The organism is Candidatus Oleimmundimicrobium sp. (genome assembly GCF_030651595.1).
Classification (GTDB): domain Bacteria; phylum Actinomycetota; class Aquicultoria; order UBA3085; family Oleimmundimicrobiaceae; genus JAUSCH01.
In genome coordinates this window covers 1-14,110 of sequence record NZ_JAUSCH010000100.1, presented here as the reverse complement: position 1 = coordinate 14,110, position 14,110 = coordinate 1, and the positions used below count along the sequence as shown (strand labels likewise).

The following is a 14,110-nucleotide window of genomic DNA, read 5'->3' as shown; positions in this document are numbered from 1 at the left end:
AGAAAAAAACCGTGGATTACATGTATAAACCCGGATTGCTCTACAAAAAAATCTCCCTCTGATAAAGATCAAGATTAGCTTAAAGCTTATAGAGTATGGAAAATAAAAGGGCAAGGTTTAAGGAGAAGTTAAGTGGAGATTAGGCGGTAATTAAGTTGTAATTAAATAGAAAATGGGAAGAGATTATGTGGAAATTTCGAATAAGTAACTGTTTAATCTCTACAAATTTCAATAAATCACCATAAATTACAATGAATTTCAATATCAGCACTCAGTAAAAATTAAGTAGAGGATTAGGTAGAGATTGATAAAAAAGTAAAGAGTAAAGGGCAACGAGTAAAGTAAAAAATTAGGATTAAAGAATTAATTCTTGCCCGCAAAGACGCGTTTCCGGACGCCTTGGCCGGAGGCTAATAGCAAAAATTAGTAGCTGGTGCCGGGATAATGTTTTGACGATTTTTGGCAGGAGAAACACAAATTTTGGAGAACTATTTAGTATTTCACCCCAGGGGGCAATATGAAATTAGTAATAGTCCAACGTGGTATTTTAGATGACTTTGACGAAAATCTTTCCTGCTTAGCCGCGAAGATAAAAGAGGCTGCCGGTTCTGGTGCCGAGATGGTCTGTCTTTCAGAATATTTTGCGGGAAAAAATATTTCCGTCAAACATTGCAAAAGAATCATAGAGTTTTTGTCTCAACTCTCTTCTAAATATAAAATAGATATTGTTACTGGGAATTTTCTTTTTTCTCAGCCTAATGGAACAGTAAAAGAAGTTTCCGCGGTGATTAACAAAAAAGGTAAAGTGGCAGGATTACAAAAGAAAGTTAATTCTTATCTTCAAAAGGATGAAGAGAAAAACAAAGAGCTTGTTCTTATAACTTCTAATATCGGTAAAATAATTATACTATCTCAGCTTGATGCTTTTGATGATTCTTTAGAAGAACAGCTAATAAATTTGGAGCCGGATTTAATTTTGATGCAGTTTAGCCCGGTTTCTCTTTTAGAGCTGGAGGCCATCAAGGGACTGGCTTTAAGTAGAAGTTTGGGTGAAACTAACGTTGTAGTGGGGATATCATTAATTGGTGAGGATAATGGTGACAATTATATTGGGAACAGTTTTGTGGCGTTTCAGGGTGAAATAGTAGCGGAAGCGTCCGATAAAGAGTGTGTTATGATTGTGGAAATTGATTCCTCTCGATTTTTTAAATATAAAAACTTAAAGGAAACAGTTATCTTGCCTGAATTATTGAAACAAAAATTTGAGCATGAAAGGCATCTAAGAAGTGGAATTTAAGGATTTTAGCGGGCCCCTTATTGGGAAAGATAGGGTTAGGCGGTATGTTGAGTCTCTTAGGCGTAAAGATAAAGTCAAGAGAATTTACCAACCTTTGATTGAAAAAATACTGTCTGAAGCAACCCGACCCCCCAAAAGAATTTTAGATATAGGCACAGGCCCGGGTTTTCTGGCACTGGAATTTGCAAAAAGAATACCTACTGCTTTTGTTGCAGGTTTGGACTTGTCGCCGGACATGGTCGAATATGCTGAGAATTTTGTTGAGGGTAAAGATTTAAAAAATTTGCAATTTGTTCTGGGAGATGCTCAGGAAATCCCTTTTGAAGATGGTTATTTCGATATTGTTGTTTCTCACGGTATGATAAAATGTGTTTCTGATGTAAGAAAAATGTTAAATGAGGTCTATCGCGTTCTATCTGGAGATGGATGCGCTTATCTAATTGATTCTCGAAAGGATGTTTTTCCCGAAGAATTTGACAATATTACCGAGAACTTTCATTCAATCGACAAGAAAAAATCGCGGAGATCAATAGATAAAAGTTATCAAACTCATGAGATTAAAAAAATTCTTAATGAAATGTCTTTTAATAAAAATACACAAATTGAAGTGAAGGGTTTAACTTATGAAATAAAGATTTGTAAGCCGTTTAATTAGCCGGGGTGAAGGTCTATCAATTAAGATAATAAATCAAAATAATTTTGCTTTTTAGGAGGTAAATATGAAGATAAGCGTAATAGGTGGAGGACATGTTGGGGCTACGTGCGCCTTTCTCACTGCTCAAAAAGAGTTGGGAGATGTTGTCTTGGTTGATATCGTTGAGGGGCTTCCTCATGGAACAGCTCTCGATATGATGCAGTCTTCCTCGGTTGAGCGATTTCATAAAAAAGTGCATGGGACAAACGATTTTAAAGATATTTGCGATTCCGATTTAATTGTGGTTACTGCCGGACTTGCCAGAAAACCCGGAATGACCCGTCTTGATTTGCTGGCCAAAAATTTTGCAATTATTAAGTCAGTTACCAAAAACATTGCTAAATTTGCACCAGAGACAAAAATAATTGTTGTGACCAATCCTCTGGACGTCATGGTTTATGTATCTTTAAAGGAAAGTGGATTTGAGAAAAATCGAGTCTTTGGTATGTCGGGAGTTTTGGATTCTGCTCGTTTTAAACACTTCATTGCTGACGAATTGGATGTTTCAATCGATGATGTTTCAGCGATGGTTATCGGCAGTCATAGTGAATTAATGGTCCCGCTTCCCCGCTTTTCCAGCGTTTCAGGGATTCCGCTTGTTGAGCTTTTACCGAAAGAAAAAATTGACCGCCTTATTGAGCGGACGAAAAAAGGAGGAGCGGAGATAGTTGCTCACCTAAAAAATGGCAGTGCTTTTTATGCTCCGGCTGCTTCTGCGGTAAAGATGATAGAAGCTGTGGCGAAAGATAAAAAGAAGATTCTTCCTGCCTGTGTTTATCTTGAAGGAGAATATGGATTAAACGATATCTGTTTAGGTGTTCCGGTTAAGATTGGTAAAGATGGAATAGAGAAAGTAATAGAGCTTAATTTAAACTCTGAAGAACAATCTGCTTTAAACAAATCGGCTGAATCGGTTAGAGAGGGTATTAAAAACCTGAAAAGCCAATAGGAGCGATTTATTTGAAAGAGATACCGGTAAGAGAGTTAACCCAAGTTGTAAAAGAGCTTTGCATGGAGTCAAATTATAATTTAAGAGAAGATGTGCTCCTTGCTTTAAAAGATTCTCTTGAAATTGAGAGTTCTAAAATAGGTCGCGCCATTATTGAACAAATAATTAAAAATGCTGAGATAGCTCGGTTAGAAGAGCTGCCAATATGTCAAGACTGCGGTGTGGTTAATGTTTTGCTTGAGATTGGGCAAGACGTTTTTTTTGTGGGCGGCTCAATTAAAGAAGCTGTAAATGAAGGGGTAAGAAAAGGTTATAGTGAGGGATTTCTCCGAAAATCAATGGTTGATGACCCTTGTTTTGACAGAAAAAATACGGGTGATAATAGTCCGGCTATGATATTGATGAGCATGGTGCCCGGGGATTCAGTGAAAGTAATTGTTATGCCGAAGGGGGGAGGGAGTGAAAACGTGGGCGTAATTAAAATGCTTCTTCCCGGAGATGGCCCAAAAGGAGTAAAAAAAACGGTGTTAGAAGCCGTAAAAAACGCCAATGCAAGTTCTTGCCCGCCGATTGTTGTTGGGGTGGGAATTGGAGGAACATTCGATAGTGTCGGTTTGTTGGCTAAAAAGGCGCTTTTAAGAAATATTAACGAGAGAAATAAAGATGAAAGGTATGCAAATCTTGAGATAAGCCTATTAGAAGAGATAAACAATCTGGGTATTGGCCCGGGGGGATTAGGGGGTAAAGTTACTGCTTTGTCAGTAAATATAGAAACTCGTCCCTGCCACATGGCCTGTCTGCCGGTTGCAGTTAATTTTGGGTGTTGCGCTTTAAGGTCTGCCGAAAAAGTTCTTTAAAAGAAAGGGGCTAATTAGAGATTAAAAAATCACCTTATTTTAAACTTTTTAAGAACAGAAACTTTCTTTTATTGTGGATTGGCCAAGCAATATCCAATCTGGGCGACTGGATTATCGTTGTAGTAATGATTTCGTTGGTATATAAACTTTCTAAATCTAGTTTTGCGGTGGGCACATTGATGATTTTTAAAACATTGCCCGCTCTTTTTTTTGGTTCACTGGCGGGAGTACTTGTTGACAGATATAATCGCAAACGTTTGATGGTTATTTGTGATATTGCCAGGGGTTTGATAATTTTAACTCTTCCTTTCATTAAAAATGTCTTTGGAGTTTACATTATTGCTTTTTTGCTGGAGACATTTGCCATTGTTTTTATGCCCTCTAAGGATGCCAGTATTCCAAATATTGTTGAATCAGACGATGTTCTTGCGGCAAATTCAATTTCATATACGACCAATTACTTGACCATGATTATTGGTTCCGCCTTTGGGGCTACCATAATTTTATTGGTTGAGTCAGTTTGGGGGCATTTACCATTTTTCCAAACTATGACGGGTTCTAACGCGGCGTTTTATATAGATGCCGGGACATTCTTCCTTTCCGCTCTGGCTCTTTCTTTTATTTGCCTTCCTCATCGGGAACGCCATGTGCTTGGTAAAATTAATTTATTTCAAATAAAAGAGGATTTGTTGAGTGGTTTTTCGCTTATGAATGAAAATAAATTGCTTAAATATATGATTATTTGTATTGGGGTAGCTATTTTAGGGGGAGGTTCAATATATTCGTTAGGAGTTGCCTATACTAGTGAAGTTCTGCATATTGGGGAAGCTGGTTTTGGTTATCTTATTTCCGCTCTGGGAGTTGGCCTTGTTATTGGTGGTTTTCTTTCAGGAATTATTGGAAGGTTTTTTCCCAAAGATAAATTATTTGGAGTATCTATTTTGTTTTTTGGAATAGCAATGTTGGCTTTTTCAAGTATTTCATATTATAAAATTGTAATTGCTATAATTGTAATTGCCGGTTTAAATTTGGCGATACTAAATGTTACGGGATTTACACTGGTTCATGAAAATGTTGATGACTCAATGCGTGGTCGGGTATTTAGCGTAGTTCAATCAATGATAAGAGTTTTCTTGTTAATGTCTTTGGCTGTTTCCGGAATCATCGCCGATATTGTGAATTGGCTACTCAAAAAAGTAATTGGGAGTGTTGCTCAGTATCAGCAGGTTGTCTATCTGTCTCGCTTTAATGGCTCGAGAATTACTCTTATGATGGGCGGAGTCATGGTCATTATTGCAGGTATTTTTGCTATAAAAAATATTCGGATTGAAGGAAAAGGAGTAAAATTAGTAAATGATTAAGATAAATACACCTCTTAATAATGAGACAATTTGTAGTCTTAGTGCCGGAGACAAGGTTCTTATCAGCGGAGTTGTATATACGGCTAGAGATAAAGCTCATGAAAGATTTATTGAGGTACTCAAAAAAAGAGATAAGCTTCCCGTCAATCTCGAGGGACAGGTACTTTTTTATGCCGGCCCCGCTCCTGCTAAACCAGGAAAGGTTATTGGCTCAATTGGGCCTACCACTAGCGGCCGAATGGATTTGTTTACGCCTTATCTATTATCCTGTGGACTTAAAGGGATGATAGGAAAGGGTTCTCGTTCGGAGAGTGTTAAGAAGGCAATAAGAGAAAATAAGGCAGTTTATTTTGTGGCAACGGGGGGCATTGCTGCATTACTTTCCAAACATATTAAGAGAGCTAAAATTATAGCTTATGAAGACTTAGGCCCTGAAGCTGTTTATGAGCTTGAGCTTGAAAATTTTCCCGTTGTAGTTGGTGTAGATTGCAGGGGTAAAGATTTTTATGTGGAATCTTTAAAAGAGAAATAAAAAAATAATTTTAAGGTGGTGTTGTTAAATGCATAGGGGGACTTTTATAACTCTCGAAGGAATAGAAGGTTGTGGGAAAACCACACAGATGAATTTGCTCGCTGACTATCTTAGAAGTAAAAAAATTGATGTTTTAATAACAAGGGAACCCGGTGGAACCAAAATAGGAGATGAAATTCGGAAGATTTTACTGAACCCCGAAGCAAAAGGAATGGATTACAGAGCGGAGGTTCTTCTTTATATAGCAAGTCGAGCGCAGCATGTTTCGGAAGTCATCGCTCCTGCTTTAGAAGAAGGCAAATTTGTTCTTTGTGATAGATATGTTGACTCAACGCTTGCTTATCAAGGATTTGGACGTGGCCTTCCTCTGAATAAACTTATAGATATTAACCGATGGGCCACTCAAGATATAAATCCCCATTTAACTATCTTTCTTTATTATCCAACGGAAGATGGTTTAAAGAGAGCCACCATTAAAGAATCCGATAGGATGGAGCAAGAGAGTATTGAATTTCACCGTCGAGTTCAAGATGGATTTTTAAAGCTTGCGCAGCTTTATTCAGAGCGTTATCGTATTGTAGATGCTACCGGAAAAAAAGAGGAAGTTCATGAAAGAATAGTAAAGGTGTTGGATGAGTTTCTATGATAGTAGCTTCTTGGAATGATATCTTTGGGCAAACGGAGGCCGTAAGTAAACTTAAACATTTTGTTTCTTCGGGAAACTTAAATCATGCTTATCTTTTTATAGGTCCTCAAGGTGTTGGAAAACATACAACGGCAAAAGTTTTCGCTTCTGCTATTAACTGTGAGGCTAAAGGGTGCGGGAAGTGCTCCTGTTGTGTTAAAATAATTAACGAGACTCACCCCGATGTGTTTCAAGTTGTGCCTGAGGGAAATTTTATAACAATTGAACAAGTTCGGGAGATACAAAAGGAAGCTAACCTAAAACCTTTCGAGGCGGGTTTCAAGGTTTATTTAATTGATGAAGTTGAAAAGATGACGTTGGCGGCAGCAAATGCTTTGCTAAAAATATTAGAGGAGCCTCCGGTTGATGTAATTTTTATACTTATAACCTCAAATTTAGACGGTGTTCTTCCCACCATCATTTCTCGATGTTGCCAAATTTATTTTAGGTCGATTGCGACTGAAGTAATAATTGATGAGATTATGTGTCGTTATAAGATTGATAAAGATAGAGTGGAATTAGTGGCGAGGGTAAGTGGGGGAATTTTTGGAAATGTTGTTGAGCTGCTCAATTCTAACCGGAAGCTTAAAAGGCGAGAATCCGTATTATATCTTGCTGAAAAATTGAAGCGATTAGATGCTCTTGAACTTGTCGATGAAGGTAGTCGTCTCATTAGTGAAGTTGAAGATTTTCTTGGCGAGCTTAAATTGAAGCAAGAAGCTGAATTAGCAGAAGTTGAGGAAATTGCTTTAAGCAAGGCACATGGCGCTCGGCTTAAAAAAAGGTTGGTTGAGAAGCAAAAAAGAGATAGAGGGAGAGAAGAGTTTAAGGCTTTTGAGGATATCTTGGACTTTTTTTCTTCTTGGTATAGGGATATTTTGATTATTACCGGATGTTTTAAAAATAATTTTCTAACGAACATAGATTGTGAGGAGAGATTGAGAAATTTAAGTAAAGAGCTTTCTTTTCAAGGAGCCCAAAGGGCACTTGAAATTATTCAAGAAACTAAGAGAATATTAAGGTTTAATGTTAACAAGCAGCTTGCTTTAGAAGTAATGTTGTTTAAGCTTCAGGAGGTAGCATAATGTCCATAGTCGTCGGGGTTGTTTTTAAAGAGGCAGGCAAAATTTACTATTTTGATCCTGCCAACATTGATTTAAAGACTGGGGACTTCGTGATTGTGGAAACTTCTCGGGGGGTAGAATTTGGGGAGATTACCATGGGCCCCGACGATGTTCCCGATGAAGAGATAACGGCACCTTTAAAGGAAGTTTTACGCAAAGCTACAAAAAAAGACGAAGCTCAACTCGAGAAGAACAAAGCGAAAGGGAAGGAAGCTTTTGAAATATGTAATAAGAAAATTGAAAAATATGCGCTTCCAATGAAACTAATTGACGTGGAATATGTGTTTGACGGCAGTAAGATAATTTTTTATTTTACTGCCGATTGCCGTGTTGACTTCAGGGAACTTGTTAAGGACTTAGCTTCGGTATTTCATACGCGAATTGAACTTAGGCAAGTTGGGGTAAGGGATGAAGCAAAAATGATAGGGGGATTAGGGATTTGTGGGCGAAGGCTTTGTTGTGAAACTTTTTTAAAAGATTTTGAGCCCGTATCTATTCGTATGGCTAAGGAGCAGAATTTACCCTTAAATCCACTAAAAATTTCAGGAGTTTGCGGAAGATTGATGTGTTGTTTGAAATATGAATATTGTGTATATAAAGATTTTAAAAAACGCGTTCCCAAAAAAGGAACCAAAGTTATGACTAGTTACGGCGAGGGCAAGATTGTAGATTACAATGTTCCCGGTGAAAAGGTAACCGTAGAAGTAGATGATGGTTTAAGGCACGAGATACCGTTGAAAGAAGTGGAGAAAATTAAAAATAGCGGAGAGCAAATAGCGGAGAGAAAAAATAAGAGGGATTAAGTTGTAATTAAATGGAAATTGGGAAGAGATTATGTGGAAATTTCGAATAAGTAACTGTTAATCTCAATAAATTAATATTAGTTACAATAAATTTCAATATTAGCACTCAGTAAAAATTAAGTAGAGAGACTGGATGGAATTTATGCCGGATTAGCTCAGAGGAAGAGCAACGCACTCGTAATGCGTAGGCCGCCGGTTCAAATCCGGCATCCGGCTCCACTAATTAATTGTTAGGAGTAAGAATTGGGTAAATTAGGCAAACGGTTAACGGCTATTTTTATAATTTTTTTACTTTTTACGAGCTTAAGCACACTTTTTGCTTTTGCTGCTACTGGGCCGTCTGTTTCTAGCGTATGGTCGTATGACGTACCCGGTAAAACATTTTCTCCTCCCGTTGCAGCAAATAAAATGGTCTATTTCTACTCTGATGAAGGAGTTGTTTATGCCATTGATAGTATAGATAGCAAATTAAAGTGGATATATAAAATTGAAAAAGAATCTAAAGAAAAGTTAAGTGGTGGTCTAACTGTTAAAGGAGGGATGGTTTATGTCCTTTTAAATAACGGAAGACTGGTTGCTCTAAATGCTTATAGTGGGCAAAAAGAATGGATATATACTGGAGCTGAAGGGGGAATTTACCCTCCTGTAGTAAAGTTTTTTTACTATACTTCATCTGTATTTTGCGATGACAATTCAGTTTATCTAACCGCGCCCAACGGAGTTCTCCACGCTTTAAATAAGAATGGTAAGAAAAAATGGACATATAAGCCTAATGATTCTTACATATCTTCACCTCCAACTGTTTTTAAAGATACTGTTTATGTGGGGACGCATGATGGAAAAGTTTGTGCTGTAAATATAGAAACAGGCAGATCGATATGGATATCTAAATTTGGCGAATCTTATAAGGGGATTTTCTTTGCTCCTATAGCTTTTGATGGAACTGTATTTGTGGGTTCCAGCGATAATAAAGTATATGCTCTTGACGCAAAAAGCGGGGAGCTCAAATGGAGCTATAATATTGGGAACGAGCCCAGCAGTTCGCCTGGGGTTTCAAGTGGCAATATTTATATTGGCTCGAGCAATGGTGAGCTGATTGCTTTGGATGCTGACAATGGCGAAATTAAATGGGTTTTTTATGTTGAAGGTTTTTTGGTAAGTTCACCCACGATAGACGATATCATAATTTATATTGGTTCAAATGACGGTAAATTATATGCTTTAGATGCCAGAACAGGAGAGAGCTATTGGGCTTATGAAACAGGAGGATATTATGTGACTTCAGCCACTATAGCTAAAGATATGGTTTATGTCGGGGCCAATGTTAAAGAAAAAGGGCCCCCAAGTTTGAAGATATTTGCCTTCAAAAAAGGTCTTTCTGCGGGCACGTTAGTCAGAGTGATTGGAAGAAAAGAAAGTGTATTTGCCAAAAAAGCAATAGGGCAAATTGTTGGTTCGGCAAATTATATGCTTTCAAATTTTGGAGACAAAAAAATTGATAATATTTCTACCTGGCCATTTGGGCTTATTTTACGCTTTGCTGAACAAAACAAGGCCAAACAAATAGATTTTGCCGAAACACCTAAGGCTGAAAAAGAAGCAAGCAAGATTATTTTGCGTTATACCCCGGCTGCTTCAATAGTTGGTTATTTTTGCGCTTCAATGATGACTCCAATTGCGCCAATTATTATCTTATCTTCGATTATTTGTTGCTGGGGCGTTTTGCTCTTGCTTCTTCTTTATACTTCTTTTGGGAAGAATGGGTTGGCAGTTATGCTGGTTTCTTCTACTGAGAGTGGTGAAAAAGAGCATTTAACGAAAGGAAGTTATTTTAGAGCTCTTAGATATACATTCGCGAATTATTCGTCAATTTTAATAAATTTTCTTGCTGGTTACCTGGTATTATTATTTTCTTGGATTTTAGTTGACTATTTTTATCCAATTTTTGCAGCCTGGTTATTTTATTTTTTGGTTGCGGTGATGTGGCTTTTAGCGTTGTCGGCGGGTAGTTTTGTGCGGGCATTTGGTCTTGCTTATGTTTTAAAACGAGGGGACCAAACCTCTTTACATTTATCGATAAGTAAATTTAAAGAGGTTTTTAAGGTAGCAAAAGATGCTTTCGGAAGAGTTTTTTTGCTTTCGGGATGGTACGCGGTATGGTCGATGTTATCAATTTTTTGTCTTGTTCTTGCTCAAATTCAACATTCTTATTTGGTATTTTTCTTGGGGCTTATTTTAGTATTATTAACAATGCTTGCCTTTTTTGCTGATACTTTTATTGTTTTTGAAAATATATCTTTTACACAAGCTATCATCAGAAGCATAGGGCTTTCTTTTCGACATCCTTTAAAACTTAGCTTTTATGTAATCTTTATGGGTCTAATACTAATCCTCGCAACCCTTGTTATTTTTAACTTGTTTAAATTACCCTTTGGCTATCTTGTTTCTTTAGGTGTTTGTGCTTTGGTTTCAGCTTACTTAACAAATCTTCATGGTTTGCTTTATCTTAAAATCACTGAGCGAGACTCAAGTAACAATAGTTAGTCGAATCCATTCAATATTTTACAAATTAATCATAAAATTTGTTATTCTTTAATTTAAAAAGAAATCTTTGAAGGAGGAGAAAATGTTTTCTTTATTGGGAGAAGATAAGAAAGAAAACAGTAAGGATTCTTCAGGCGCGGTTTCGTCGAAAAGTGTTCTTTCAGAGACGAATAAAGCTAATCTTAACTGGGTTCAAGTTTTCTTAATTGCTTTGATTGGGGCTATAATTGGGGGGTTAATTATGGCTCTCATAATACCATATACTTTTGGCATAAATCCTCAAGAATTGTTTAAAGGTAAATTTGCTCAAAAGGAAGCGGTAAAGGAGATAGTGAACGGTAAAAGAAGCGAGATAACCGTTAGTCCGGGTTCAGTTGTCGATATTTCAAAAAAAGTACAGCCGTCTGTGGTTAATATTCGAGTGCAAAAGGTTGTCTCTGGTTTTTTTGGTAATATTACTCAAAAAGGAGTAGGCTCGGGAGTTATTTTTACGACGAATGGATACATAATAACTAACAATCATGTTGTCCAGGGAGCAGACGAGATTTGGGTGACTGTGGGGACAGAAGACCTAAAAGGAAAGGTGATTGGCACTGATCCGGATACAGATTTAGCTGTTGTTAAGATAGAAAAAGATAATTTGCCGGCCGCGGAGCTGGGAACGGCGAAGAACCTTCAAGTTGGCGAATTAGTAGTTGCAATTGGGAGCCCTTTTGGTTTTGAACATTCTGTTTCAGCCGGCATATTGAGTGCCCTAAATCGCACAATCAGTGCAACTGATCAATTTGGAATAAACCGCACATATACCGATTTAATACAAACGGATACTGCAATAAATCCGGGAAATAGCGGTGGCGCGCTGGCAAACTCATATGGACAGGTTGTTGGCATAAATAGTTTTATTATTGCTGAGACTCAGGGTCAAGGAATTGGGTTTGCCATATCTATTGATTTGGCGAAAAACGTTGCTGAACAGTTGATTGAAAAAGGGAAAGTTAGTCATCCTTATATCGGAATAAATGGCAGAACACTTGATGAAGATATCGCCGATAGCTTAAACCTACCAGTTAACAAAGGAGCTATAATTATCGAGATTGCAAAAGGTAGCCCTGCCTGGAATGCGGGGATGAGACGAGGAGATATAATTGTAGAATTTAACGGGAAAAATATAGAGTCGATGGAAAATCTTATTGCAGAAATTAGGAATAAAAACGTCGGGGATTTGGTTGAGATTGTTTATGTGCGCGATGGTAATAGATTTGAAGTCGAGTTGACCTTAGAGGAGAAACCCCAGGTAATTGAATAAATTTGAAGAAATTAAAACTTGTGTTTTAGGTAAATGAGAGATGAGTTGAAAAACGCTAAAGAAGTCTTTCTAATTTTTACATTGAGAGCTGGGGTTAAGCTCAGTTTTTTATTGAAAAGGGGCGAAGATTGAAAGAAGAATTAATTAAACTTACTTTAGATGCTGTTGTATCTGCCCACGAAGCTGGTGAAATTCCATCTGTGGCAGACATTGAGCCGTTAATTGAGCATCCCAAAGACAAAACGCATGGTGACTGGGCCACAAATATAGCGATGGTTTTGGCTAGTCAAGCTAAGATGCCACCTCGAAAAATAGCCGATTCAATTGTTGGGCACATCAATGATAAGCACCACTTTCTCTCCAAAGTTGAAGTAGCCGGCCCCGGGTTTATTAATTTTTATTTAAGTGATAATTGGTATAGGGAGATTTTAAAGGAGATAAAAACCAAAGGCGATGAGTTTGGTCATTTTAATCTTGGTCGCGGAAAAACGGGTCAGATAGAATTTGTGAGCGCTAATCCGGTGGGTCCGATGCATGTTGGTCATGGACGCTGGGCTGCCGTAGGGGATGCGCTTGCTAATCTTATGACGGCAACCGGCTATGAAGTTACTCGAGAATTTTATATTAATGATTACGGTAATCAGATGAAGATATTTGGGTGTTCAGTAGCGGCTCGATATATGGAGCTTCTGGGCAAAAAAGTAGTTTTCCCAAAAGATGGCTATCATGGTGAATATATAAAAGAGATAGCTCAGGAAATAATTGAAAAAGAAGGAGATAAATATCTGTCTCTCTCCGAAGATGAGAGAGGAGAATGTTTTAAGGAAATTGCTTATCATCAAGTACTGGCTCACATTAAAAAAGTTCTTCTCGATATGGGGATAAAGTTTGACGTATGGTTTAGCGAAACCACGCTTCATGAATCCGGAGCCATAACAGAGGTCATATCCGAATTGAGAGAGCGGGGTTATGTTTACGATAAAGATGGAGCTGTATGGTTAAAGACGACGGCTTTTGAAGATGATAAAGACAGGGTTCTCTTGCGCGAAAATGGTGAGCCAACTTATTTTGCCGCGGACATTGCTTATCATAAAAATAAGCTGGCTCGTGGTTTTGATAAGATTATAAATATTTGGGGAGCGGATCATCACGGTTATGTTCAAAGGGTTAAGGCGGCCATTCAGGCTCTCGGGTATCCAAAAGAGAAACTTAAAATCATTATTGGGCAACTTGTTAATCTTTGGCAAGGCGGGGAACTGGTTCGTATGTCCAAAAGAACAGGGGAAATGGTTACTTTAGAAGAGTTGTTACAAGAAGTTGGCTCCGACGCGGCTCGTTATTTTTTCCTCATGAGGAGCACGGATACTTCTCTTGATTTTGATATAGAGTTGGCCAAGAGTCAGTCAAGCGATAACCCTGTTTACTATGTTCAGTATGCCCATGCAAGAATTTGTAGCATTCTTAAATTTGCTAAAGAAAAGGGGTTTTCTCTTTCAGGGACCGAAGACGCTAATCTTGATTTATTGGGCAACGAATCTGAACTCAACTTGATGCGCAAATTGGCGGAATTTGAAGAGGTTGTTGAAGTTTGTGTGTCGAGAATGGCTCCACATCGTCTTACCAAATATGCTGAGGAAACGGCTTCTTTGTTTCACGTTTTTTATACTAAGTGCCGCGTTATTAACGAAGATACTGAATTGAGCAAGGCGAGGCTTATTTTGGCCGATTGTGTTCGTCAAGTCTTATCTAATATATTAAATCTTTTGGGTATCAATGCTCCCGAGAAGATGTAGATGCCTGCCCGCCTTTGGCGGGGCTGACAGCAGATAGTAGAGAGAGTATAGAGTATAGTAAAATCAACAATCTGGCTAACAAACTCCCGACTCCCAACTAAGAGACTCCCGACTAATAGAGCAGATAGCTTATGGCAGATAGTAGAGAGAGTATAGAGTATAGTA

The 14,110-nt window shown here is 37.9% G+C and carries 12 protein-coding genes and 1 tRNA gene; all 13 read left to right on the top strand.

Annotated features, from left to right (window positions below; genetic code table 11):
* Positions 1-517 precede the first annotated feature (517 nt).
* The 13 genes from Q7U95_RS05980 to argS all read left to right on the top strand — a co-directional run bounded on the left by Q7U95_RS05980 (position 518) and on the right by argS (position 13,945).
* A complete protein-coding gene (locus tag Q7U95_RS05980) occupies positions 518-1,297 on the top strand; it encodes a carbon-nitrogen hydrolase family protein (RefSeq protein WP_308752745.1) in 780 nt (259 codons plus the stop codon).
* Positions 1,287-1,952, top strand: coding sequence for a class I SAM-dependent methyltransferase (locus Q7U95_RS05975; RefSeq protein ID WP_308752744.1), 666 nt, complete (start codon positions 1,287-1,289; stop codon positions 1,950-1,952). Before Q7U95_RS05980 ends, Q7U95_RS05975 begins: the two co-directional genes overlap by 11 nt.
* 64 nt (positions 1,953-2,016) lie before the next feature.
* Complete coding sequence (mdh, locus tag Q7U95_RS05970) at positions 2,017-2,940, top strand: malate dehydrogenase (RefSeq protein ID WP_308752743.1); 924 nt, start codon at positions 2,017-2,019, stop codon at positions 2,938-2,940.
* Between the two features lie 11 nt (positions 2,941-2,951).
* Positions 2,952-3,797 (top strand): fumarate hydratase, encoded by an 846-nt coding sequence (locus tag Q7U95_RS05965; protein WP_308752742.1) that lies wholly within the window; start codon positions 2,952-2,954, stop codon positions 3,795-3,797.
* A 20-nt stretch (positions 3,798-3,817) separates the two neighbouring features.
* Positions 3,818-5,158, top strand: a complete 1,341-nt coding sequence (locus Q7U95_RS05960; RefSeq protein WP_308752746.1) for an MFS transporter — start codon at positions 3,818-3,820, stop codon at positions 5,156-5,158.
* Positions 5,151-5,690, top strand: coding sequence for a Fe-S-containing hydro-lyase (locus tag Q7U95_RS05955; RefSeq protein ID WP_308752740.1), 540 nt, complete (start codon positions 5,151-5,153; stop codon positions 5,688-5,690). Before Q7U95_RS05960 ends, Q7U95_RS05955 begins: the two co-directional genes overlap by 8 nt.
* 28 nt (positions 5,691-5,718) lie before the next feature.
* Positions 5,719-6,336 carry a dTMP kinase gene (gene tmk / locus Q7U95_RS05950; protein WP_308752739.1) on the top strand — a complete coding sequence of 206 codons (618 nt, stop codon included), beginning with the start codon at positions 5,719-5,721 and terminating at the stop codon, positions 6,334-6,336.
* Positions 6,333-7,460 carry a DNA polymerase III subunit delta' gene (gene holB / locus Q7U95_RS05945; RefSeq protein ID WP_308752738.1) on the top strand — a complete coding sequence of 376 codons (1,128 nt, stop codon included), beginning with the start codon at positions 6,333-6,335 and terminating at the stop codon, positions 7,458-7,460. The genes tmk and holB overlap by 4 nt, the downstream gene beginning before the upstream one ends.
* Positions 7,460-8,302 (top strand): stage 0 sporulation family protein, encoded by an 843-nt coding sequence (locus tag Q7U95_RS05940; RefSeq protein ID WP_308752736.1) that lies wholly within the window; start codon positions 7,460-7,462, stop codon positions 8,300-8,302. The genes holB and Q7U95_RS05940 overlap by 1 nt, the downstream gene beginning before the upstream one ends.
* Before the next feature lie 144 nt (positions 8,303-8,446).
* Positions 8,447-8,521: transfer RNA gene (locus Q7U95_RS05935), tRNA-Thr, on the top strand.
* A 24-nt stretch (positions 8,522-8,545) separates the two neighbouring features.
* Positions 8,546-10,846, top strand: a complete 2,301-nt coding sequence (locus tag Q7U95_RS05930) for a PQQ-binding-like beta-propeller repeat protein (RefSeq protein ID WP_308752735.1) — start codon at positions 8,546-8,548, stop codon at positions 10,844-10,846.
* Positions 10,847-10,928: 82 nt separating this feature from the next.
* Positions 10,929-12,152 carry a trypsin-like peptidase domain-containing protein gene (locus tag Q7U95_RS05925; protein ID WP_308752733.1) on the top strand — a complete coding sequence of 408 codons (1,224 nt, stop codon included), beginning with the start codon at positions 10,929-10,931 and terminating at the stop codon, positions 12,150-12,152.
* A gap of 128 nt (positions 12,153-12,280) precedes the next feature.
* Positions 12,281-13,945 carry an arginine--tRNA ligase gene (argS, locus tag Q7U95_RS05920; RefSeq protein WP_308752731.1) on the top strand — a complete coding sequence of 555 codons (1,665 nt, stop codon included), beginning with the start codon at positions 12,281-12,283 and terminating at the stop codon, positions 13,943-13,945.
* Positions 13,946-14,110: the final 165 nt, after the last annotated feature.

What these genes read in the sequence shown, in the direction of transcription:
- Q7U95_RS05940 (WP_308752736.1), top strand. Translation starts at nt 7,460, where the DNA reads ATGTCCATAGTCGTCGGGGTTGTTTTTAAAGAGGCAGGCAAAATTTAC.
- holB (WP_308752738.1), top strand. Translation starts at nt 6,333, where the DNA reads ATGATAGTAGCTTCTTGGAATGATATCTTTGGGCAAACGGAGGCCGTA.
- mdh (WP_308752743.1), top strand. Translation starts at nt 2,017, where the DNA reads ATGAAGATAAGCGTAATAGGTGGAGGACATGTTGGGGCTACGTGCGCC.
- Q7U95_RS05925 (WP_308752733.1), top strand. Translation starts at nt 10,929, where the DNA reads ATGTTTTCTTTATTGGGAGAAGATAAGAAAGAAAACAGTAAGGATTCT.
- Q7U95_RS05955 (WP_308752740.1), top strand. Translation starts at nt 5,151, where the DNA reads ATGATTAAGATAAATACACCTCTTAATAATGAGACAATTTGTAGTCTT.
- Q7U95_RS05980 (WP_308752745.1), top strand. Translation starts at nt 518, where the DNA reads ATGAAATTAGTAATAGTCCAACGTGGTATTTTAGATGACTTTGACGAA.
- tmk (WP_308752739.1), top strand. Translation starts at nt 5,719, where the DNA reads ATGCATAGGGGGACTTTTATAACTCTCGAAGGAATAGAAGGTTGTGGG.